Raw genomic sequence first — 21254 nt, forward strand, 5'->3', positions numbered from 1 at the left:
AAAAACAAAGCGTAGACAACAATCTTAAGTTCATATTCTGCTAGTGCTGTTAACTTACTCTTACACTAATCCTAAAGGAGTCACACATGAATCGTCAAAAATGGTTCCGCATCGTCATCTATATCATGCTGATCGCGATGGTCGCCTCAACCCTGCTGATGGTAGTTGAGCCTTTCCTGGCCGGTTAAGGACAGGCCCTATAAGCTTAATAACAGCGTCCGGCATTTGCCGGGCGCTGTTTGCTGTATCACGGCAAATGTGCTGCCGCTGATTAATATATCTTCGTATCCGGCGTATAGCTTTCCAGATTATCTTTTACGCGCTGCAGGAACCGGCCGCAGATGACACCGTCGAGAATCCGGTGATCCAGCGACAGGCAGATGTTCGCCATCGAGCGGACAGCAATCATGTCGTTGATGACGACCGGCTTTTTGACAATCGATTCAAACGTCAGAATCGCCGCCTGCGGGTAGTTGATAATCGGATAAGACAGGATGGAACCGAAAGAACCGGTGTTATTGACTGTAAAGGTGCCGCCCTGCATATCATCCAGGCGCAGCTTGCCTTCACGGGTCTTCTGGGCCAGCTCGTCGATCTCGCGGGCGAGGCCGGCGATGTTCTTCTGGTCCGCCTTTTTGATCACCGGCGTCATCACGGAATCCTCGGTACCGACCGCAAGCGCGATGTTGATGTCGCGTTTGACGATGATTTTGTCCACGGCCCAGACGGAATTCATAATCGGATAGTCTTTAATCGCACTGACCACCGCCTTCATCATAAAGGCCAGATACGTCAGATTGATGCCTTCCTTGCGCTTGAACTCATCCTTGACCTTGTTGCGCAAAATAACCAGATTGGTTACGTCTACTTCAATCATCGTCCAGGCATGCGGAATTTCCGAGACGCTCTGGCGCATTCTTGTCGCAATCGTGTTGCGGATCGGTGTAACGTCGATCAGGTACTCCGAGCTGCTGCCAAGTCCGCCCTCGACCTCGATGGTCGGAATGCGCGGGGATTCACTCAGGTGAAGCCCCGAATTGCGCACCGGCTCCAGCTGCTCCTGCACCTCCGCCTGGATCGCCTGAAGCGCAGGCTGCTGCGCTTCAGGCACCGGCCGGCCGGCTTGCCCCGCGCCGGCCGCGCCCGGATGTGCAGGCACTTGCTGAACGGCTGCTGCGCCGCCGTTCTCCAGATATGCCAGCACATCCTTGCGCGTGATGCGCCCGCCGAGCCCGGTGCCCGGCACGGCGCTAAGGTCGATGCGGTGCTCCGCTGCCAGCGTCTGCACCGCAGGTGAGTAGCGGGAGCGCATAGGCGCGTCCGCTGCTGAGGGGGCCAGCGCTGCCGGCCGGACCGGCGCGGCTGGCGTGCTTGGCGCAGGCGCGGCTGCTGCCTGCGGGGCAGTGCCCGCAGCCGGTGCGGAGCTCCCGGCAGTACCAGCCACGGCGATGCGGGCGATGACCTCGCCGACGCTGACCGTCTGGCCCTCCTCGGCCAGCAGCTCTACCAGCGTGCCTTCCACGGTGGAAGGCAGCTCGGCGTTGACTTTATCCGTAATGAGATCGCAGATCGGCTCATATTCCTCTACACGGTCACCCGGCTGCTTCAGCCACTTGCCGATCGTAGCGGACACCAGCGATTCCGCCAGCTGCGGCATCACCACATCCGTCAGCTTTGTGTTGTCAGACATATTGTCACTCCTTAAAGTTTTGTAAGCCAATGCTTCTTTGCGTTTACTTCGTACAAAACTCGCTTCGGAAGCATAGGCTTAAAGTTTTGTAAGCCGATGCTTCTTTGCGTTTACTTCGTACAAAACTCGCTTCGGAAGCATACGCTCAAAGTTTTGTAAGCCGATGCTTCCTGCGTTTACTTCGTACAAAACTCGCTTCGGAAGCATAGGCTCAAAGTTTTGTAAGCCGATACTTCCTGCGTTTACTTCGTACAAAACTCGCTTCGGAAGCATAGGCTCAAAGTTTTGTAAGCCGATACTTCCTGCGTTTACTTCGTACAAAACTCGCTTCGGAAGCATACGCTTAGGTATTGTTTACATGAATTTATGTTCTGTAAGTATAGGCTTGAACGTTAATCTGATTTAGTTGGAAAAACAACACTTATATCAGCAGAAAACGCCAGCCATAGAAGATTAGTTGTAAAAAAGTCACTTAATAGCTCACATAGCACCGTTAAAGCTCCATTTGGACGAAATTAGGTAGCATTTTTCCAACTAAATCTCATTATTAGCCCGGTTAGTCGAAATTAAGTGACGAAAATCCATCTAATTGGGCAGCAGTGGTGTTTGGGCAGCTCTTTCGCACCCCCGCACTGGTTCGAATAACTGCTAGACTGCAATTGGCCAACTGCTTTCATATTCGAGCGGATATCGCGCCTATGCCCGAAGCATGTGTATGCAGCGTTGTACAACACTAGCTCACGATCCAAGTTTGGATTCACCTTAGCCTCAGACCCTTGTTCCGAGAAAACTCAGCAGGCTACTCCCCTAGTACTGCGCCAGCCGCAGCATCTCAGCCTTCACTTTATCCTTGCTCAGCATAAAGAACTTCTCCATCGGCGGGCTGATCGGCATCGCCGGCACATCAGGGCCGCACAGCCGGAAGATCGGCGCGTCCAGCTCGAACAGGCAGTGCTCGGCGATGATCGCCGCCACTTCCCCGCCGATGCCGCCGGTTTTGTTGTCCTCGTGAACGATCAGCACCTTGCCCGTCTGGCGGGCTGCAGCGATAATCGCGTCACGGTCGAGCGGCTGCAGCGTACGCAGATCCAGAATGTGCGCGGTAACACCTTCCTCGCGCTCCAGCTCCTCCGCTGCCTGCATCGCAAAATGCAGCGGCAGACTGTACCCGATTACCGTAATGTCGCTGCCCTCACGCAGCAGATTCGCTTCGCCGATCGGTACAATATAATCGCCTTCCGGCACGTCTTCCTTGATCAGCTTGTAGCACTTCTTGTTCTCGAAGAACAGCACCGGATCAGGGTCGCGCACCGCCGCCTTCAGCAGGCCCTTCGCATCAGCTGCCGAATAAGGTGCTACAATCTTCAGCCCCGGCGTACCGAAAAAGATCGACTCCGGACACTGGGAATGATACAGTCCGCCGAAAATCCCGCCGCCGATCGGCGCGCGAATGACAACCGGACAGTTCCAGTCGTTGTTGGAGCGGTAACGGATTTTAGCCGCTTCACTGATAATCTGGTTGGTCGCCGGAAGCATGAAATCGGAGTACTGCATTTCGGCAATCGGCTTCATGCCGTACATCGCCGCCCCGATGGCTACACCGGCAATTGCCGATTCGGCCAGCGGCGTATCCATCACGCGTTCTTCCCCGAACTGCTCCTGCAGTCCTTTGGTAGTGGTGAACACGCCGCCCTTAACGCCGACGTCCTCCCCTAGCACGAATACGGACTCATCGCGCTCCATTTCTTCCTTCATCGCCAGCCGGATCGCATCGATATATTCCATCATTGCCATGATTTATGCTCCTCCTTTGAGGCCGGATTCATCGTACACATGCAGCAGCGTATCTTCCGGTTTCGGGAACGGCGCATTTTCGGCGTACTCAATTGCCTCTTTCAGTTCGAGATTATATTCAGCAACGAGATCACGTTCCTGCTCGTCGCTCCACAGCCCCTGTTCGATAAGGTAGGTCCGGAATGCGGCGATGCCGTCTTTTTTCCAGTTCTCATCTACCTCTTCCTTCGTCCGGTAAGCCAAATCATTGTCGGAGGTGGAGTGCGGCGACAGACGGTACATCATGGCTTCAATCAGCGTCGGCCCTTCACCGGCCAGTGCGCGTTCGCGCGCTTCCTTCACTACCCGGTAGACCTCAAGCGGATCATTGCCGTCTACACGCACACCCGGGAAGCCATAGCCCAGTGCACGGTCGCTGACCTTACCACCCAGCTGCTTGTGAACCGGAACAGAAATGGCATACTGGTTATTCTGGCAAAAAATAATGACCGGCAGCTTATTCACACCCGCGAAATTGCAGGCCTCATGAAAATCCCCCTGATTGCTGGAACCCTCGCCAAAGGTCACAAAAGAAACAAACTTCTTCTTCTGCATCTTGGCAGCAAGCGCAAAGCCGACTGCATGCGGCACCTGGGTTGTCACAGGACTTGAGCCTGTTACAATACGCAGACGCTTGGCTCCGAAATGGCCCGGCATCTGCCGGCCGCCGCTGTTAGGGTCCTCCGCCTTGGCGAATACGGACAGCATCAGCTCACGCGTAGTCATCCCTACGGACAGCACAAAGGCATAATCCCGGTAGTAGGGTAAAAAATAATCATTTTGCCGGTCCAGCGCAAACGCCGCAGCAACCTGCGCAGCTTCCTGGCCGATCCCCGAGACGTGGAAGTTAATCTTTCCGGCCCGCTGCAGCAGCAGGCTGCGCTCATCGTATTTCCGTCCAAGCTGCATATATCTGTACATATCAATGACCTGGCCGTCTGTCAGTCCAAGCTGTTTATGTCGGCTAATCGTGTTTGCAGTAGTACCTTGAGATTTCATACAGAGGTACCTCCTAAAAATTTTGTTGGCATGCTGTCATAGCCCACCTTTAACCTGATCTTATAACCAGGTACTAAGACTAGACTAAATACATTATAAGCCCTTTCCCTGCAAAAAGAAAAGAGAGGAAAAGCCGGAAAAAAGCTTTTTTGCGCTCGTCTCGCGGCGCTCGCTCTCTCCGGCATTCCTTTTATTCCCCATAGCTTATATTTAGAATCCGATCGCTCTGCCGTCTACGGCCAGCATGGCTTCGCCGATAACCTCGGACAGGGTAGGATGGGCATGGATTGCTTCGCCAACCTCCCAAGGTGTAGCATCCAGCAGCTGCGCCAGCGCAGCTTCCCCGATCAGATCAGTCACATGCGGCCCGATCATCTGTACGCCGAGAATATCACCGCTGCTGCGGTCCGCAACAACCTTAACGAATCCGTCCTTCATTCCGTGGACAATCGCCTTACCGATGGCTGAGAACGGGAACTTTCCGGTGACAACATCATGCCCAAGGTTCTGCGCTTCCTTCTCGGTATAGCCGACACTGGCTACTTCCGGCCTTGTGTAGACACAGCGCGGGACAAGATGGGCATGATACGGATGAAGCGGCTCGCCTGCCAGATGATTGACGGCACGTATGCCTTCATGAGAAGCGGCATGGGCCAGCTGCAGGCCGCCGATCACATCACCGATGGCATAGATATGCGGCTCACCGGTCTGCATGTTGGCGTTGACCTCGATCACACCTTTATCAAAGCGGATATCCGTATTTTCCAGCCCGATATTCTCAGTGTTGGCTACCCTGCCGACCGAGACCAGCAGTTTGCCGGCAGACAACGTCTGGCTCTGCTCCCCTTTGCGGACTTCGATACTGATCCCGTCCTCTGTAATGGCGCTGGTCTCCGGGTCTACAGTAGTGCCGGTCAGCACCTTGACTCCACGTTTTTTGAGCAGCCTTGTGAGCTCACGGGCAATTTCGCCATCCTCCTGCGGCAGGAGCTGGTCTGCGGCTTCCACAACGGTTACCTGGACGCCAAAATCAGCCAGCATCGAAGCCCATTCCACTCCGATCACGCCGCCGCCCACAATAATCATCGAGGCAGGCAGCTCCTCCAGCGTCAGCGCTTCTTCGCTGCTCAGAATCACCTTGCCGTCCGGCTTGAGGCCCGGCAGCACACGCGGGCGGGAGCCGGTGGCCACGATCAGATTGGTGGAGACTACAGTCTCCATCTCCCCGTCCTCCAGCTCAACGGCCACCGCACCGCTGCGCGGCGAGAAAATCGACGGGCCGATAATGCGCCCCTTGCCCTTTACCACCTGTATTTTATTTTTGCGCATCAGATACTGTACACCCTGGTGCAGCTGCTCTACTACAGCCTCTTTACGGGCCTGCACCTTAGGGAACACCAGCTTCACGCCTGACGTCTCAATGCCATAGCTTTCGCTCTCCTGTATCTCAGCGTATACCTCCGCACTGCGCAGCAGCGACTTGCTCGGGATGCAGCCGCGGTGCAGGCAGGTTCCGCCCAGTTTGTCCATTTCGATGACGACGACAGACTTGCCGAGCTGGGCAGCGCGGATCGCCGCCACATATCCTCCGGTTCCTCCGCCCAGAATAGCCACGTCACAGGAAATTGTCATTATATGTATTCCTCCAGTCAATACTCAAAAGTTCTGCATAGCTCCCTACATTGTACTCCCTTTTCTGCTCAATACAAAACTTACAAACGTCATATAGGCATGGACTTTTGCCATTTGAAGCGTTATCATATGGGTGAATTCAATAGGCTGCAAGGAGAGTGTTGCCGATATGAAACTGATCATTTCACGCTTCATTGCCATTATCATTCTCGTCATTCCGGGACTCCTGGCGATGAAGGGCTTCCTGATGATGAAGGACGATATTTTCAATTATCTCTCCATGCACGGCGACGATAGCGTAACCCCGGTATTTGCCTGGCTGCACTTTGGCGGCGGGCTGCTGCTGTTCGCGGCGGGCATGAGCTTCCTTGGCGGCTGGATTCTGACACGTGACCGCAAGAAGAACTATGTCGGCCCCCGGTTCAGGGAGAAGCAGAAGGCCGAACAGCCGGCGGCTAAGAGCAACTTGTAGGGCTAGTATATTTACTAACGATACTCAATAAGGGCAATTTTGCCTCTCATTCCGCCACTTTTCCTCAGTCCGCAGAAATCAAAGGCATTTTTGCCTCTCATTCCGCCACTTTTCCTCAGTCCGCCGAAATCAAAGACATTTTTGCCCTTCATTCCGCCACTTTGCCTCATTCCGCAGAAATCAAAGGCATTTTTGCCCTTCATTCCGCCACTTTGCCTCATTCCGCAGAAATCAAAGGCATTTTTGCCTCTCATTCCGCCACTTTGCCTCATTCCGCAAAAATCAAAGGCATATTTGCCTCTCAATCCGCCACTTTGCCTCATTCTGCCGAAATCAAAGGCATTTTTGCCCTTCATTCCGCCACTTTGCCTCATTTCGCCGAAATCAAAGGCATTTTTGCCTCTCATTCCGCCACTTTGCCTCATTCCGCAGAAATCAAAGGCATTTGTGCCCTTCATTCCGCCACTTTGCCTCATTCCGCCGAAATCAAAGGCATATTTGCCTCTCAATCCGCCACTTTGCCTCATTTCGCCGAAATCAAAGGCATTTGTGCCCTTCATTCCGCCCATTTACCTCATTTCGCCGAAATCAAAGGCATTTGTGCCCTTCATTCCGCCCATTTACCTCATTTCGCCCACTTGCCTCATTCCGCCACTTTGCCTCATTTCGCCCACTTTGCCTCACTTCACTCAATTGCCTTAAGCAACTCACATCCCCCATTCCGCCAATTCTCCGCCTCCTACTACACCATCTTAAATCCAATAATTTACATCCAGCAGCAGATGCCGCCCAGAAGCATCAAAAAAGCAGCAAGTCCGCTCTGCCGGTACATTCGGTTCCGGGGAACGGGACTTGCTGCTTTTGCTGTTCATTCATACAGTGGCTGCCTGAACCTACGCTCCGCCCGGCGCCGCCTTGCGCGCACCGTGTACAAGCTCGCTGTACAGTCCGCCCTGGCGCATCAGCTCGTCATGTGAGCCCTGCTGGAGCAGGCGGCCGTTCTGCAGCACCAGAATGCGGTCGGCAGCGCGAATGGTGCCGAGGCGGTGGGCAATAACGAAGCTCGTCCGGCCCTTCATCAGCGTCTGCAGCCCCTCCTGGATTTTGATTTCAGTCACGGTATCAATGCTGCTGGTCGCTTCATCCAGCACCAGCATCGCCGGATCGGCCAGAATGGCCCGCGCGATGGCCAGCAGCTGCTTCTGCCCCTGGCTGATGCCGCTGCCGTCCACAGACAGCATGCGGTCATAGCCTCCGCGCATCCGCATAATGAAGGAGTGGGCGTTCGCCAGCTTCGCTGCCTCCTCAACCTCAGCGTCGGTGGCATCCAGCCGGCCGTAACGGATATTATCGCGGATTGTTCCCTTGAACAGGAAGGTATCCTGCAATACAAAAGCCATCTGACTCCGCAGGCTCTCCCGGCGGACCGAGGACAAATTCCTGCCGTCCAGCGTGATGCTGCCTCTGCTCGGATCATAGAAGCGGGAGAGCAGGCCGATCAGCGTTGTTTTGCCGGCACCCGTCGGCCCGACCAGGGCGATCATTTCACCCGGCTTCGCCTCAAAGCTGATATTATGCAGAATATCGTTGCCCTCATCATAAGAGAAGGAAACATCCCTAAAGCTGACAGCCCCCTCCACATGATTAAGCGATACGGCTGCCCCCTCGTCTCTGGCCTCCGTCTCTTCATCCATCACCTCAAACACCCGCTCCGCCCCGGCAATCGCCGACAGCAGTGTATTCCACTGGTTAGCCAAATCATTAAGCGGCCTGGTGAACTGGCGGGTATACTCCACGAAGGCAATAATAATTCCGACAGTTACAATATCACGGATGGCGAGCAAGCCCCCGATACCGGCGACTATAGCAAAGCTTAAATTGTTCAGGCCGTTCATCAGCTTGGGAATAAAGCCTGAAATCGCCTGGGCCCAGTATCCGGACAGCATAATCCGCGTATTGCGCTCACGGAAGCCGGAAATGACCCGCTCCTCCTGCGAAAAAGCCTTGATGACCCGCTGGCCCGACAATGTCTCTTCAATATAACCGTTCATCTCGCCCACATTGCGCTGCCGCTCCTTGAACAGCGGTCCTGTCCGGCGGGTGATCCAGCGCATCCCCAGAAACATCAGCGGCACTACGATAAAGGTCAGCAGCGTAAGCAGCGGACTCAGCCACAGCATCACACCGACCGTACCGGCAAGCGTTAGGACACTTGAAAAAATCTGAATAGCCGAGCTGTTAAGCGTCGAGCTGATATTCTCGATATCATTGGTCAGCCGGCTCATAATTTCACCCTGCTGCCTGCGGTTAAAGAACGAAATCGGCAGCCTGTGCAGATAAGCGAACAGGTCCGTGCGCATCCGGAGAACCGTCTCCTGGGCAATCTCGATCATCCATATATTCTGCAGCCAGGTACTCAGGGAAGTGAACAGGTACACAAGAGCAAGCGTGATCAGGAAAATCACCCAGCTTCGGCCCCCGTCGCCCTCCAGATAATGATCCACCGCCCGGCTGATCAGATAAGGGCCCAGCAGCGCCAGTCCGGTGCTGACCAGAACCAGCAGCAATACAAGCGCCAGCTTCGCTTTGCGTATGGCGAGATAGCTCCAGATCCGCGACAGGGTAGCGGACCAGTTCTTAGGCTTCGCCTTCGGCTTCCGGCCTCCGGATGTCTTCTCGCCTGCCCCAAAATCAGGCTTCGGATGGCGGAAAGGCTCAGTTAATGCTTTGAACATGCTGTGCTCCCTCCCCTGTCTGGGATTCGTATATTTTCCGGTACAACGGCGAATCTGCCAGCAGCTCCCGGTGCGTTCCCTTGGCAATCAGCCGCCCTTCGTCCAGCAGCAGGATCAGGTCAGCCGAGACCGTTGAACTGATCTTCTGGGTAATAAGCACGGTAGTATAGGACATAGACGTAAGCTCGTTGAGCAAAAGCCCTTCGGTCACAGCATCCAGCGCACTCGTGCTGTCATCCAGAATCAGAATTGCCGGCTTGCGGACGAGAGCCCGGGCAATCGTCAGCCGCTGCTTCTGCCCGCCGGACAGATTAACGCCGCGCTGGCCGATCATCGTATCATAGCCCTGCGGCAGCCCCATGACCGTGTCGTGGATCTGCGCAGCCGCAGCCGCCCGTTCAATCTCCTCCACTGTCGCATGCTCGTTGCCCCAGGCGATATTGTCCCGCACAGAGCCGGTGAACAGCAGCACTTCCTGCGGCACGTAGCCGATCGACCTGCGTAGCCTGGAAGTTTCAATGTCTGCGCTGTCTCTCCCGTCAATCCGGATCATGCCGCTGCTCTGCTCATAAAGCCGGGGAATCAGCCCGACCAGCGAGGATTTGCCCGAACCTGTCGCGCCCATAATCGCTACCCGTTTACCCGGCTCAACCTTGAACGAAATGTTTTCAAGCGCTGCAATATCGCTTTCCGGGTAACTGAAGCTGACATCCGCAAACTCAATTTCCCCCCGGATGCTATTTTCCCAGCCCATATTCCCTTGGCCTGCTGCAGATTCCAATTCTCCCCGTCCTTCAGGTGAGGCCATTACTTCGGATATCCGCTGCTCTGATGCAACAGCCCGTGAGAAGGTCGCCATAATCCATGAGAGGGCTGACATCGCCCCGATCGTCCGCAGGGAGTAGTTAATGACTGCCACGGTCTGCCCCAGTGTAGCGTCTCCTGCAGCAATATCGATCCGCCCGAACCACAGCACAGCTACTATAGCAGCGTTAACAATCAGCATAATCAGAGGCCCCATCGTCTCCGTCAATCTTAATGCAGCAATGGTTGATTTCATCAGTCCGCCGCTGACTGAAGCGAACCGCCCGATTTCATGTCCCATGCGCACAAAGACCCGGATCAGCCGGATGCCTGTAAGATTTTCCTGAATGATACCGTTTACACCATCAAGTCTGCTCTGCACAACCTTAAACAGGGCTGAAGACCTGCGCATCACCCAGACCAAGAACAGGATCAGCACCGGCAGCGTTACAGCGAGCAGCAGTCCCAGCTTCACATGCACGACCAGCGCCATTATGATACTGCCCAGTACAACCAGCGGAACGCGGGTCATAAACCGCAGCGCCATAAATATCGTGTCCTGCAGCTGCGTCACATCCCCGGTCAGCCGCGTAATCAGTGAAGAGGTCGGAAACCGGCTGAACACCTCATAAGTAAAGGACTGTACCTTTTCGTACAGCTTCTCTCTCAGATCAAAGGCAAAGCCCTGACTGGCATGAGATGCAAAAAAAGAGCTCAGTATCCCTGCCGCGAACGCTATAACCGCGCTCAGGGTCAGTACACCGCCCCACAGCCATACTACTCCCATATCCTTTTCGGCAATTCCGTTATCAATGATTTTCGAGATCAGAAGGGGCTGCGACAGCTCCACTGCCAGCTCAATCCCCATCATGGCCAGAGCAGCTATGGCAGCTACCCTGTATTTTTTGAGATAGGTTAAAATGATGTTCATCGGCTGTACCTCGTCAATTTATTCGTATAGTGCATCCCTTAATCTTGTTGACATTGCCGAACCCTGTCCGTTTTTCAGAATGACCCGGCGCAGTGCCTTGTTGCTGCGGCTGAGCTCCGCAAGCTCCTCAAGCATGTCCGACAGCAGTTCCTGCACCTCCTCTGATAAACCGCCATCCTCGCGGACCGCGGCTACCCGTTCCTTATATTGCTCCAATTTCTCCGGCACTTGGCATAACTTCCTTCCTGTAAATGGTTCTTCCGCTGAAAACACACGTGCGTATATTATAGCATAACCTGAGGACCAGCCCTAAGGCGGGAAATGTCTTACAAGAAATATGCCGAATCCGGCACTTTTTTCACTGGCTACTTTAAATGGACATATGATACTCTAATAAAGTCGCATTTTTCGGCATACTACACTCTTGGAGACAAGAGCGAAAGGACAGATGGACTTGGCACAGTTGTTTTTCAGATACGGCGCAATGAACAGCGGAAAATCCATTGAAATACTCAAGGTAGCCCATAATTATGAGGAGCAGGGCAAGTCGGTGCTCATCTTCACGCCCTCCATTGATGACCGGGACGAGGTCGGGTACATTTCCTCCCGTATCGGACTGCGCAAGCAGGCCATTGCGATTGATGAAAATACGGATATTTACGGCATTGTAAGCAGCAATCTCCCCAAGCCCCACTGCGTGCTGATTGATGAATGCCAGTTTCTCACCAAGGACTGCATCCTCCAGCTGGTCAGGATTGTGGATGAGCTGAACATCCCGGTTATGGCCTTCGGCCTGAAGAATGACTTCCAGAACAACCTTTTTGAAGGCAGCAAATACATGCTGATCTATGCCGATAAAATCGAAGAAATGAAGACCATCTGCTGGTTCTGCGAACGCAAGGCAACGATGGCCCTGCGCGTGGAGAACGGCAAGCCGGTCTACAGCGGCAAGCAGATCCAGATCGGCGGTAATGAAGCTTATTACCCCGTCTGCCGCAAATGTCACAAGAATCCTCCTCTATAGCAGCAAAAAAAGCGTTCCTGTACCGTTCAATGCGGCTGGAACGCTTTTTTTGTTATCTGCTTTACTTCTGAATAGCCTTGAGTGCCCAATGTTGATCTTCTTTACTTACAAACAGTTCATGTCTGGAAGCCATATTACCCCCATAATGATTACGGCTGGAAATGACGCGCATCCCGCCGTTGATTTTGGAGCGGTGCCGGATTCCTGCCGCACTAAGGCGGTTCTTGATGACGAAATATTCCCTCTGATCAAAAGTGGTATAGAGCAGCGTCCGTTCCGGCGGTATGAAGAAATGCAGTATGCTTCTGGCAAATCCCATCCAGGCCCCCTCCCGTCTATGCTGTTCCAAGGTTCAGCAGCTACACCTGGCTCAGGTACCGCTCCTGCAATATATTCATGTGATGTCTCTCATGTCCGACAATCATACAGGCCTGGGCTCTGACGGTCACAGGTACGGAATAGAAATTTCCGGCTCGGGTCCAGACGTCATCCGCCAGGCTTTCCAGCAGAGCAAGTGTGGATTCCCGCACGATCCGGTAATGCAGCACCAGCTGCTTCAGGGTAAAGCGGTCAAAATGTCCGGCGGCAACGTAGTCCTTCTCTTCATATCCAGGCAGCGGCGCCTGCTCACCTCTGGCAAAACAGAGCAGCCGGTAGGACATAATGCGGTCATTATCGGTCAGGTGGCCGACCACTTCCTTAATGCTCCATTTCTCCGGCGCGTACCTGTAATTCCCCTGTTCTTCGCTGAGACTGTCCAGCAGCGCAAAAACCTCCTTGGACTGCTCACGGAGAATGGTGATAATGTCGCCCTCCGGCGGCACTAAAGAGATATAAGTTTCCTGAAATTCCATGTATTCGCCTTGCTCCGGACGCTGGTTCATATAAACTGCCCCTCCCACCTAAATTTATGAAGATTTTGTTGAAAAGTGTAGATTGATATTGTTGTATTTTAGTATATTATGTATAATCTTTGCAAGAATAGGAAGAGCCAACTTGTTTACCGGGAGTGTAGGTATGCTTGAATTTCTGCTGTATATGTTCTTCTCTGTCCTGGAAACCTCCGCTATGTTCCTGCTTGCGTTTAGAGTATTCAAGATTGATCTTTACATAATTGAAATTATTTTTGCAAGTCTGATCATGGCCTTTGTCTCATTTGTGCTTCGGCATAATTACGGTATGGCTTTACCCGATGCTGTTATTCAATACTTGCTTACTTTTTGTTTCCTCTGGCTTTTGTTTAGGATTCATATATTTTATGCTGTTATTATGACTGGATTGACATATTTATCCTACACATTATTGCAATCCATTTGTTATCTGGTTATGAATTTCACAGGATTTTACTATCTATCTTTTCCGTATCCGACAATGGGAGTGAATATATTACAGGTTGTTTCCGCATCTATTACAATTCTCATTGCTCATTACCTTAATATACACAGAAAAGGATTTGATTTCGTTCCAGATAAACCCAATGAACGTGTTAAAATCCAGCCGCATGAATTTATTATTTTCGCGTTGTCTCTTCCATCTTTATTAATGGGTATAGTAATGATTCAACTCTCTCAGCAATACACTAGATTCTTCTTTTTTATACCTTTAGCATATGGTACTCTGCTTTATGGATATTTATATATTTCATATAAAAAGGACCGCAAAGCATGAACACATTAGCCAATAAAATTGCTGTTGCCATTAAGATGACAAATCCAGAAGAAACTCACTCAATTGAAATGATGCAGTATTCTCTAGGTATCATTTTAAATACTTTTTTAATTGTTATTGTCACAGCAACATTCGGATTGCTGACCGGTCATTTCACCAAATTTATGACCTTCCTGTTAAGTTGTTCACTTCTCCGCCTCACTTCAGGCGGATTTCATTTAAAAACGGCAAGAGCCTGTAACATTTTTTCTGTTTTGTTATGTACACTTGTTCCTTACCTGTTTAGTATCTCCGGATTGGCTCTTATCCTGATTAATATGGCTAGCCTGCTCATTATGCTTCTGTTCGCGCCTAACCCGGACAAGAATGCCAGGATACCAGTGAAATTATTTCCGATTTTAAAGATAATCTCTGTTCTGTTGGTAAGTCTTAACTTTTTCATTCATTCGTCTGTCATCGGATTGGCGTTTATCGTACAATCCTTAACAGTAATACCATGGATAAAAGGGGGAAAACCATGAAAAAGACGCTTGCCAAGCACGCTTCCTCAATCCTTGCCGCTTCTTCTCGTTTATTTGTGTCAGTTATGAAGCCACTTTATCACAGCCCAGAAGCACCAAAAGAACTCCGCAAGTAATCCAACAAGGATGGGGAAAACATGCGTGTCTTACAAAACGACGGTTCTTCCCTGGACATCAGGGAGGAAGACATATTGTATTTTTCCAGCTATAAAAATGCAATATTCGTCCATACGAAAGAAGGCGAATTTGTTTTCCCCACTACTCTTTCCGATCTGCTGATTGCATACAAGGGTAAAGGATTCGAACGCCTTGACCGTAACAACGTCGTTAGCCTGAACAAGGTGAACGCGTATGATGCCGAGCGCAAAATTGTCCACTTCATTGAAGGTGAACAATTTGCAACGGTATCGGAGTCCAATGAACCCCGTATCAAGCGATTTCTTGCGGAATCATCAGAAGAAGCAGCAGATTGAATGAGTTGCTGTATCGTATCATTTCAACATCCCGGTATCGCTTCGATGCCGGGATACTTCAATGTAAAATGGGTAAATATTATGACATAATAACCATGTTATGTAAAGAGTAATTCGCAGGGTGAATGACAGGAGACGGATTTCCTTCCAAATGGTACCATTTAAATAAGTTAGCTATAATTTGGATCATTATACCTATTGATGGAGGAATCTAATGGATTATTATTTTCATCCTTCTCCGCGCCCCTCATCACTCGAACTACTATCTGACGAGCAGCTATTGAACATCTACGAATTGGCGGTGGAGGCTAAGGCTTCACCTGATTTTATTGAAATCATCATGAATATTCTGACCGAACGAAAATTAATACCTTCGGATTATTTGGATGCTTGAATTCAATACAATCGGTACACTTCTACATATATTTTTGTTCGCGATGCATATTTACCACAAGTCAAAAGCCATCCTCTTCTGTTTAAGAAGGGATGGCTTTTGTGCAGGAACGGATATAATCCGTTCCTGTTCTGCTATTCTATAACTTCTGTCTTGAATACATTGTCCAATTTGCCGCCAAGTCTCTTCTTGAGCGGTACTTTGATATCACGGCTCAATTCCTTGAAGAAGGTATCCACATCACAGTTCACATTCTGTGCCATTACAATGACCGTACCGTCCGCCACTATATTGTGGTTGACCTCATGCGGCACATCAACCTCAATGTCATATTTCTTGGTCAAGGTCTTTAGATACCGCGCAAAAATTTCCAGCAGCTCTTCATTGCTGAAATTCTCAACCGCTGCTTTTCCCTTAGGAGTAAACTTTACGTTAATTCTCATTTGTGGATTCCCCTTTTCTGTCGAACCATTTTTTGTTGGCTTTATGGATCAGGATGAATAGATGGCTGCAAGAAAGGGCAACATTATTCATTTTTGCTAAAAAGGCGCATTTAATACTCTGTAAGAATATCTTTCACAACTTTTTTTAATACCATACCGCCTTGGCTGAATTCAGATGCAACGATTGTCCCTTTATAAATTGCACCTGCTACTATCATAACACAAAAATAAAACACTCCTCTATTGGATTTTCATTTCCAACAAAGGAGTGTGGTTCAGCTTGCTTATCCGATTTTATTATTTCTAAGTACGACGAATGCAAATTTGAATAAATGCGCATATAATCGCTTGTTAAAGAACAGCAGGCTGATGCTCATTTTATTTTTGAAGCCCAGGGTATTATCCTGGAAAAACGGATTGATGTTACTCTTTAAAAAGGCAATGAACTCTTCGCAGCGCTCATCATTTACCTTAATGCCTTTTTTGATGTAATAATTGTAATAGTTAAAGCCGTATTCCACTACATTATCCAGGTATTGCTTGGAGATATCATGATAGGGGGTATTCTTCCCGTCTGATTTGAGATCATTGTAACGGTCAATTACAGCCAGGTAGTAGTTATAGAAGCTGTTGTCATCCCATACCTGTGTAATACTGCCGCCTCTTTGCAGATAATAATATTTCGGGTCCCAGACCCGGACGGATTTATTGGCGTTTTTGAACAGGAAATACATGGCCCACAGATCCTCATAGATTTTGCCGACCGGGAACCGGAGGTTTTCGAACAGCTCCCGTTTGAACAGCTTGTTCCATAAGTAGCTCTGAATTTCAACATCCTCGACGATCTTTTGTACGCCTTCCACGTTGCTGTAAACAATCTCTCCTTCAAAATATTCATACAACGGTTCGGTTGAATCATCTGTCACCACGTAGTGGCCGCAAATGGAAATATCGGCGTCATGCTTCTCGCTTAAGTTGTACAATAGCTCAAACATATCCGGTGCCAGCCAGTCATCACTGTCTGCAAAGCCGATATATTTGCCCCTGGCAATATCAAGCCCGCAGTTTCTGGCTTCAGAGACGCCGCCGTTCTTTTTATGAATCACATGCACCCTGCTGTCCTGACTTGCATAATGGTCACAGATCTGAGGGGATTTGTCCGGAGAGCCGTCATTAATCAAAATCAACTCAAAGTCCGTAAAGGTCTGCGCCAGTATCGATTCGATACATTTCGGCAAATAGTCAGCTACATTATACACCGGAACTATAATACTGATTTGCGGTTCCATTCTAATACCCCCATCTTCTTTTAGTATTGCCGCCCTGCTTTGCGGATTTTAAATTTGGCAAGGAGCGGACCAAGCATTTCCTGCAGCATGCCGGCATCCGGTCTGCTGAGCCAGAGGCCAGCTATAAAAAACAGCGGGACCAGCGTAACCGATAACACAGCAGCGTCTAAAATGAACATTGTGTATGAATGCGGAGTTACCATAAAATCAAACTGTTTCGTTACAGCAATGATTATCACGGAAACAAGCAAATTAATAATCCATTTTTTGTAGGTGATCCAGGAGCTTCTTTTCAACAATTTGCTATTCGTGTACCATACTATATCAATTAGCCGGTAAGTTAAAGCGACCATGGTCCCAAACAGCACCCCGTAGGCGCCATACGGAAACACAAGTATCAAGGAGAGAACAAAGTTTATAGATGTCTCCAGAATCGATCTCCACTGTGTTTTGCGGAAATGGCCGACAATATCAATCACCAGGTCGGAAGATAACCGGGCATTGAACAGGAGCTTCACCGCTGCAAACAATAAAGGCAGGAGCACATCAATATAATTGGTATCTTCGATCCCTGAGGTATACAGCCTCATAAAAGGCAGGATCAGGATCGTAGTTATCGTCAGCAGGGCAAACACCAGCGAGATGTAGGACGACTCGAAGAGGTTGAACATCTTGACAAATTTCGGAAAGTTATTGTTGTATTTCTGGCCTAAAGCGAACTTGAAGCTGTCCCGGATCGTAAAGGTTACTCTTTCCACCACGCCAAAGATCATATTGTACATCATATATACACTTACAACCTTCAGGTTTGTGAACAGGGTGAGCAGGACAACATCTGTATTTTTAAATACGAGATAAGACAGCTCGTGGATCAGAACGGAATTCTTTTGGCTGATGGCCTGATAATCCGGTGTAGTCTTGAAATTGATCCATTTGTAATGCCTTTTCATATAGATCTGGTATACGATAATTTGAACAATCGTGATTACAAAATAAACCGCCTGAACCAGAATAATATCAAAGCCGTTCAGCATTAAAATGATTCGGATCACGTTGTTCACAATCGTGGAGAGTGCCGTTACGGAAGCCTCGATGTAGTTCTTGCCCTCAGCAAGCAATAGAACCCTGAACTTCCCCTGAAAATAGTAATTAACCGCCCCGCCCAATCCGCTTAATAACACAATGGCCATAACTGTGAAGTTGCTGAAGCCGGAGCTGACAACAAGGGGATATCCGATCGAGATCAGGATGACCGCGATAAAATAGTACCATCCTGTTTTGCGGTAATAAGACGAGGTTGCAGTCAGAATTTCGTTGATTTTGGGCTTGTCGTTATTTCCAATGTGCTTGTAAAGCGCCTGTATGGAGGCAGCCCCTACCCCTGCTTCCAGTAAGGATAAGTATGTAATAACCTGCACTACCGACGTTATCAGGCCGTTAGCCTCCGAACCATAGGTAAGAATGATTAACCGCGGGATATAGAACCCCAGTCCGATCACGATCAATTGGCTTAGCACACCGACCAATACATTTAATATGCTTTTTTTGGCCATCCGTCTCTTTCCCCTTCACACTAATGTGATTGCTTCAATGTATTGGTGTTTTGAAAATAACTGAATCCTTTCATTTTTTACAATGATTATACACGCATGAACCTAATTTGCATGTCGAAAAATGTTGCAAATTTAAATTTTAGATGCCCAAAACGGTAAAACCATATGTATTTATCAGGCGGGTACAGATTAGCTGCTTTGTAATTAACCATTTTATAGCGGGGTAGAATCATATACCGGGATCAGCAATGGCATATTATAATAAAATGAATTGATGTTAGCTGAAATCAGTGTTATTCTAACAACTTAAATGCCACTCACAATCCAATAATGATAGACCCCATTTTGGTTATAAGGAAAGGTAATATGATGATAAAAGTTGAACACTTATCCTTCTCGTTTCCGCAAAAAGAACTATATAACAACATTTCATTTACCCTTGAAGAAGCACAGCATTGCGCTTTTATAGGGACAAGCGGCAGCGGGAAAAGCACACTGGTCGATATATTGATGGATCCGGAAAGATATTTGTACGAAGGCAGGCTAGAGATAGAACCTTCCTGCACTATCGGGTATGTAAGCCAGTTCTCACAGCTGGACAGATCTGAAGAAACAACGGTTTTTGAATATATAGGAGAAGCATTTATTAAGATTCAAAATGAAATAAACGCTGTCCTCACGGAAATGGAGACATCCGCCGATATTGAGCCGTTACTGGAGAAGTATCAACTGGCGTTAGACGCTTTTGAGTTGATCGGCGGAGATGATTTTGAAAGCAACATTAATAAGAAGCTAAACCTGGCAAACCTCATGAAGCTGAAGGATCTAAGGGTATCTGAGCTTAGCGGCGGAGAGTTCAAGCTGATCCAAGTCATGAAGGAAATGCTTAGCAGTCCGGACTTGATGATTATGGACGAGCCGGATGTATTCTTAGATTTTGAAAATCTAAATGCGCTCAAAAATCTTATCAACTCCCACAAAGGCATCCTGCTGGTCATCACACATAACCGTTATTTGCTTAATCATTGCTTCAACAAAATCATTCACCTTGAAAACATGGAGATTCAGGAGTTTGACGGGCGGTATATAGATTATAATTTCTCTCTACTTCAAACTAAGATCGAATCACAGGAGCTCGCACTCGCTGAAGAGGAAGAAATCAAGCGGAACGACAATATCATTGATAACCTTAGAGCCAGCGCAACTTATAATTCGGAAGCATCCAGAGGCAGAGCGCTAAAAGCAAGAGTGAAATTTCAGGAACGACTGGAAGCCCGCAGAATTAAAGCTCCGTTCGTCGATATTAAGCAACCGAAGATCCGTTTCGGCATGGAACATGAACTTGAAGACGACACTGTTGTAATGAAAGTTAATGATTACAGCGTTTCCTTTGATGAACTGCTTTTAGAAAATGTCAGCTTTGAGGTCAAGTCCTCGGATAAAGTAGCCATTATCGGTCCTAACGGTACAGGGAAAACAACCTTGCTACGGGAGATTGTTAAGCATAACCACAGTTCGATTGAAGTAAACCCTGATGCAAAAGTGGCTTACTTATCCCAGCTTCAAGGCGAAGTACTAAACGATTCTAATACCATACTGGAGGAATTTATCGAAGCGGGATTCGATACTTATGATCAAGTGCGGTCGTATCTTACTGACTATGGCTTTGAAGGAGAAATCGTTACCCAAAAGATAGAATCGTTATCCGGCGGAGAAAAAAACCTGCTACAATTGGCCAAGGTTTCTGCCAGTAACGCAAATGTACTGCTGCTTGATGAACCGACAAGCCATTTGGACACCTATGCACAAATCGCATTGGAGAAAGCTATCCAAGAGTATAAAGGTGCCATTCTTATGATTTCACATGACTTCTATTCTGTCGTAAACGGAATGGACTATGTGCTGATCATTGAGGATAAGACGATTAGAAAAATGAGTATGCGCAAATTCAGAAAGATGATTTATGCCAGTCATTTTGATAAAGACTATTTAGAAGCAGAGCAAAACAAAAAAGCAGTGGAAATGAAAATTGAACTGGCTTTGAAGGAAAAGAATTTTGAGGTTGCAAAAGGGTTGGCGGAGGAGCTTGAGGAGCTGATTAAGCTCCTGTAAAGGCGGCTGATATACAAGAAAAAGACACTGATGAGCAGGCTCTCAGTGTCTTTTTGCTGTTATTTAAGATGCAGTTCTCCTAACTGGTCGTTCCATCCTTCAACAACACCATTGTTAAAGCTTATAATTGCTGATCCATAATACCATGTATCTCCACCGTTTGTGATATGATCTGGCGTTCCCATTGATTTCTTTACCGTATCTTTGGAATCGCCTAACCCAAATTTTAACGTTGTCGCTTCGTTCTCAGAATCGTTCGCATCATGATTTGCAGAATAAAACACTGATGTTCCGTCTGCGTACGTTGGCTGAGTTGTTTCAGAGGGAGCTGAATTAACAATTTCATTTTTTGCATGCTGCAGTTCATTCAAGACACTGTTCATTACATCGTTCTTGATGGATTCACTCTGCCCTTCCATGGCATCCATAACTTGCTGTTTATACTCGGCGAATAAATCCAGCACATGATCGTAATCATCTGCATCCTGCCAGCCATTTATCGTCAGGATTTTTGCATCTCCTGTGATCCGGTTTATTTTAACAGGAAAGCGTTGATCTAACTTATCATACTTATACAAGCCAGGATAGATCACAAGACCAAAAATAATGACTCCTATTAAAACAAATGAACAGCGAATAATCATTTTACTGAGCTCTTTTTCCATAACCCTGCACTCCATC

At 48.8% G+C, this 21254-nt stretch carries 22 protein-coding genes; 8 read left to right on the forward strand and 14 right to left on the reverse strand.

Annotation, left to right across the window (positions count from 1 at the left end; all coding sequences use genetic code 11):
* Nucleotides 1-86: 86 nt before the first annotated feature.
* On the forward strand, nt 87-188 hold the full coding sequence (prli42, locus tag AC4G46_RS21980) for a stressosome-associated protein Prli42 (RefSeq protein ID WP_090719403.1): 102 nt from the start codon (nt 87-89) through the stop codon (nt 186-188).
* 83 nt (nt 189-271) lie between these two features.
* Here prli42 and AC4G46_RS21985 read toward each other — a convergent pair whose 3' ends face one another.
* The 4 genes from AC4G46_RS21985 to lpdA all read right to left on the reverse strand — a co-directional run bounded on the left by AC4G46_RS21985 (nt 272) and on the right by lpdA (nt 6154).
* A complete protein-coding gene (locus tag AC4G46_RS21985; protein WP_491124580.1) occupies nt 272-1690 on the reverse strand; it encodes a dihydrolipoamide acetyltransferase family protein in 1419 nt (472 codons plus the stop codon).
* Between the two features lie 807 nt (nt 1691-2497).
* Complete coding sequence (locus AC4G46_RS21990; RefSeq protein ID WP_491124581.1) at nt 2498-3484, reverse strand: alpha-ketoacid dehydrogenase subunit beta; 987 nt, start codon at nt 3482-3484, stop codon at nt 2498-2500.
* Between the two features lie 3 nt (nt 3485-3487).
* Nucleotides 3488-4522 carry a thiamine pyrophosphate-dependent dehydrogenase E1 component subunit alpha gene (locus tag AC4G46_RS21995; RefSeq protein ID WP_491124582.1) on the reverse strand — a complete coding sequence of 345 codons (1035 nt, stop codon included), beginning with the start codon at nt 4520-4522 and terminating at the stop codon, nt 3488-3490.
* A gap of 210 nt (nt 4523-4732) precedes the next feature.
* On the reverse strand, nt 4733-6154 hold the full coding sequence (gene lpdA / locus AC4G46_RS22000) for a dihydrolipoyl dehydrogenase (RefSeq protein WP_491124583.1): 1422 nt from the start codon (nt 6152-6154) through the stop codon (nt 4733-4735).
* Nucleotides 6155-6323: 169 nt separating this feature from the next.
* Here lpdA and AC4G46_RS22005 point away from each other — a divergent pair, with 169 nt between their 5' ends.
* Nucleotides 6324-6626: a DUF2627 domain-containing protein gene (locus AC4G46_RS22005; protein WP_491124584.1), complete on the forward strand. Its 303-nt coding sequence runs from the start codon at nt 6324-6326 to the stop codon at nt 6624-6626.
* Nucleotides 6627-6640: 14 nt separating this feature from the next.
* Here the strand turns inward: AC4G46_RS22005 and AC4G46_RS22010 are convergent, their stop codons facing one another.
* From AC4G46_RS22010 to AC4G46_RS22025, 4 genes are all read right to left on the reverse strand, one after another.
* Entirely contained in the window at nt 6641-7195 is a 555-nt protein-coding gene (locus AC4G46_RS22010) for a hypothetical protein (protein ID WP_491124585.1), read from the reverse strand.
* A 324-nt stretch (nt 7196-7519) separates the two neighbouring features.
* Nucleotides 7520-9361, reverse strand: coding sequence for an ABC transporter ATP-binding protein (locus AC4G46_RS22015; RefSeq protein WP_491124586.1), 1842 nt, complete (start codon nt 9359-9361; stop codon nt 7520-7522).
* Entirely contained in the window at nt 9342-11096 is a 1755-nt protein-coding gene (locus AC4G46_RS22020) for an ABC transporter ATP-binding protein (RefSeq protein WP_491124587.1), read from the reverse strand. Before AC4G46_RS22020 ends, AC4G46_RS22015 begins: the two co-directional genes overlap by 20 nt.
* 18 nt (nt 11097-11114) lie before the next feature.
* The gene (locus tag AC4G46_RS22025) at nt 11115-11324 is read right to left on the reverse strand and encodes a Ni2+-binding GTPase (RefSeq protein WP_491124588.1); all 210 of its coding nucleotides are present in this window, start codon (nt 11322-11324) and stop codon (nt 11115-11117) included.
* A 226-nt stretch (nt 11325-11550) separates the two neighbouring features.
* On the opposite strand from AC4G46_RS22025, the gene AC4G46_RS22030 reads away from it, so the two are divergent.
* Entirely contained in the window at nt 11551-12120 is a 570-nt protein-coding gene (locus AC4G46_RS22030) for a thymidine kinase (protein WP_491128950.1), read from the forward strand.
* Nucleotides 12121-12181: 61 nt separating this feature from the next.
* On the opposite strand, the gene AC4G46_RS22035 is transcribed toward AC4G46_RS22030, so the two are convergent.
* A complete protein-coding gene (locus tag AC4G46_RS22035) occupies nt 12182-12439 on the reverse strand; it encodes a hypothetical protein (RefSeq protein WP_491124589.1) in 258 nt (85 codons plus the stop codon).
* 40 nt (nt 12440-12479) lie between these two features.
* Nucleotides 12480-13004 carry a DinB family protein gene (locus AC4G46_RS22040; RefSeq protein WP_491124590.1) on the reverse strand — a complete coding sequence of 175 codons (525 nt, stop codon included), beginning with the start codon at nt 13002-13004 and terminating at the stop codon, nt 12480-12482.
* A 133-nt stretch (nt 13005-13137) separates the two neighbouring features.
* On the opposite strand from AC4G46_RS22040, the gene AC4G46_RS22045 reads away from it, so the two are divergent.
* The 4 genes from AC4G46_RS22045 to sda all read left to right on the forward strand — a co-directional run bounded on the left by AC4G46_RS22045 (nt 13138) and on the right by sda (nt 15176).
* The gene (locus AC4G46_RS22045; protein WP_491124591.1) at nt 13138-13788 is read left to right on the forward strand and encodes a hypothetical protein; all 651 of its coding nucleotides are present in this window, start codon (nt 13138-13140) and stop codon (nt 13786-13788) included.
* A complete protein-coding gene (locus AC4G46_RS22050; RefSeq protein WP_491124592.1) occupies nt 13785-14309 on the forward strand; it encodes an accessory gene regulator ArgB-like protein in 525 nt (174 codons plus the stop codon). The genes AC4G46_RS22045 and AC4G46_RS22050 overlap by 4 nt, the downstream gene beginning before the upstream one ends.
* A gap of 137 nt (nt 14310-14446) precedes the next feature.
* Entirely contained in the window at nt 14447-14782 is a 336-nt protein-coding gene (locus AC4G46_RS22055) for a LytTR family DNA-binding domain-containing protein (protein WP_068722150.1), read from the forward strand.
* Between the two features lie 214 nt (nt 14783-14996).
* Nucleotides 14997-15176: a sporulation histidine kinase inhibitor Sda gene (gene sda, locus AC4G46_RS22060; RefSeq protein WP_068722149.1), complete on the forward strand. Its 180-nt coding sequence runs from the start codon at nt 14997-14999 to the stop codon at nt 15174-15176.
* Between the two features lie 134 nt (nt 15177-15310).
* Here sda and AC4G46_RS22065 read toward each other — a convergent pair whose 3' ends face one another.
* The 3 genes from AC4G46_RS22065 to AC4G46_RS22075 form a co-directional block, all read right to left on the reverse strand.
* Complete coding sequence (locus tag AC4G46_RS22065; protein WP_068722148.1) at nt 15311-15619, reverse strand: hypothetical protein; 309 nt, start codon at nt 15617-15619, stop codon at nt 15311-15313.
* A gap of 284 nt (nt 15620-15903) precedes the next feature.
* Nucleotides 15904-16908, reverse strand: coding sequence for a glycosyltransferase (locus tag AC4G46_RS22070; protein ID WP_491124593.1), 1005 nt, complete (start codon nt 16906-16908; stop codon nt 15904-15906).
* 20 nt (nt 16909-16928) lie between these two features.
* Complete coding sequence (locus AC4G46_RS22075; RefSeq protein ID WP_491124594.1) at nt 16929-18461, reverse strand: MATE family efflux transporter; 1533 nt, start codon at nt 18459-18461, stop codon at nt 16929-16931.
* A 369-nt stretch (nt 18462-18830) separates the two neighbouring features.
* Between AC4G46_RS22075 and AC4G46_RS22080 the strand changes: the two genes are divergently transcribed.
* On the forward strand, nt 18831-20573 hold the full coding sequence (locus AC4G46_RS22080) for an ABC-F family ATP-binding cassette domain-containing protein (protein WP_491128951.1): 1743 nt from the start codon (nt 18831-18833) through the stop codon (nt 20571-20573).
* 59 nt (nt 20574-20632) lie between these two features.
* On the opposite strand, the gene AC4G46_RS22085 is transcribed toward AC4G46_RS22080, so the two are convergent.
* The gene (locus AC4G46_RS22085; protein ID WP_491124595.1) at nt 20633-21238 is read right to left on the reverse strand and encodes a hypothetical protein; all 606 of its coding nucleotides are present in this window, start codon (nt 21236-21238) and stop codon (nt 20633-20635) included.
* Nucleotides 21239-21254: the final 16 nt, after the last annotated feature.

This window comes from Paenibacillus sp. fava2 (genome assembly GCF_058313675.1).

Excerpts from the sequence above, each read along its gene's own strand:
- prli42 (WP_090719403.1), top strand. The coding sequence starts at position 87 with ATGAATCGTCAAAAATGGTTCCGCATCGTCATCTATATCATGCTGATC.
- AC4G46_RS21985 (WP_491124580.1), bottom strand. The coding sequence starts at position 1,690 with ATGTCTGACAACACAAAGCTGACGGATGTGGTGATGCCGCAGCTGGCG.
- AC4G46_RS21990 (WP_491124581.1), bottom strand. The coding sequence starts at position 3,484 with ATGGCAATGATGGAATATATCGATGCGATCCGGCTGGCGATGAAGGAA.
- AC4G46_RS21995 (WP_491124582.1), bottom strand. The coding sequence starts at position 4,522 with ATGAAATCTCAAGGTACTACTGCAAACACGATTAGCCGACATAAACAG.
- lpdA (WP_491124583.1), bottom strand. The coding sequence starts at position 6,154 with ATGACAATTTCCTGTGACGTGGCTATTCTGGGCGGAGGAACCGGAGGA.
- AC4G46_RS22005 (WP_491124584.1), top strand. The coding sequence starts at position 6,324 with ATGAAACTGATCATTTCACGCTTCATTGCCATTATCATTCTCGTCATT.
- AC4G46_RS22010 (WP_491124585.1), bottom strand. The coding sequence starts at position 7,195 with ATGGGCGGAATGAAGGGCACAAATGCCTTTGATTTCGGCGAAATGAGG.
- AC4G46_RS22015 (WP_491124586.1), bottom strand. The coding sequence starts at position 9,361 with ATGTTCAAAGCATTAACTGAGCCTTTCCGCCATCCGAAGCCTGATTTT.
- AC4G46_RS22020 (WP_491124587.1), bottom strand. The coding sequence starts at position 11,096 with ATGAACATCATTTTAACCTATCTCAAAAAATACAGGGTAGCTGCCATA.
- AC4G46_RS22035 (WP_491124589.1), bottom strand. The coding sequence starts at position 12,439 with ATGGGATTTGCCAGAAGCATACTGCATTTCTTCATACCGCCGGAACGG.
- AC4G46_RS22040 (WP_491124590.1), bottom strand. The coding sequence starts at position 13,004 with ATGAACCAGCGTCCGGAGCAAGGCGAATACATGGAATTTCAGGAAACT.
- AC4G46_RS22045 (WP_491124591.1), top strand. The coding sequence starts at position 13,138 with ATGCTTGAATTTCTGCTGTATATGTTCTTCTCTGTCCTGGAAACCTCC.
- AC4G46_RS22050 (WP_491124592.1), top strand. The coding sequence starts at position 13,785 with ATGAACACATTAGCCAATAAAATTGCTGTTGCCATTAAGATGACAAAT.
- AC4G46_RS22055 (WP_068722150.1), top strand. The coding sequence starts at position 14,447 with ATGCGTGTCTTACAAAACGACGGTTCTTCCCTGGACATCAGGGAGGAA.
- sda (WP_068722149.1), top strand. The coding sequence starts at position 14,997 with ATGGATTATTATTTTCATCCTTCTCCGCGCCCCTCATCACTCGAACTA.
- AC4G46_RS22065 (WP_068722148.1), bottom strand. The coding sequence starts at position 15,619 with ATGAGAATTAACGTAAAGTTTACTCCTAAGGGAAAAGCAGCGGTTGAG.
- AC4G46_RS22070 (WP_491124593.1), bottom strand. The coding sequence starts at position 16,908 with ATGGAACCGCAAATCAGTATTATAGTTCCGGTGTATAATGTAGCTGAC.
- AC4G46_RS22075 (WP_491124594.1), bottom strand. The coding sequence starts at position 18,461 with ATGGCCAAAAAAAGCATATTAAATGTATTGGTCGGTGTGCTAAGCCAA.
- AC4G46_RS22080 (WP_491128951.1), top strand. The coding sequence starts at position 18,831 with ATGATAAAAGTTGAACACTTATCCTTCTCGTTTCCGCAAAAAGAACTA.
- AC4G46_RS22085 (WP_491124595.1), bottom strand. The coding sequence starts at position 21,238 with ATGGAAAAAGAGCTCAGTAAAATGATTATTCGCTGTTCATTTGTTTTA.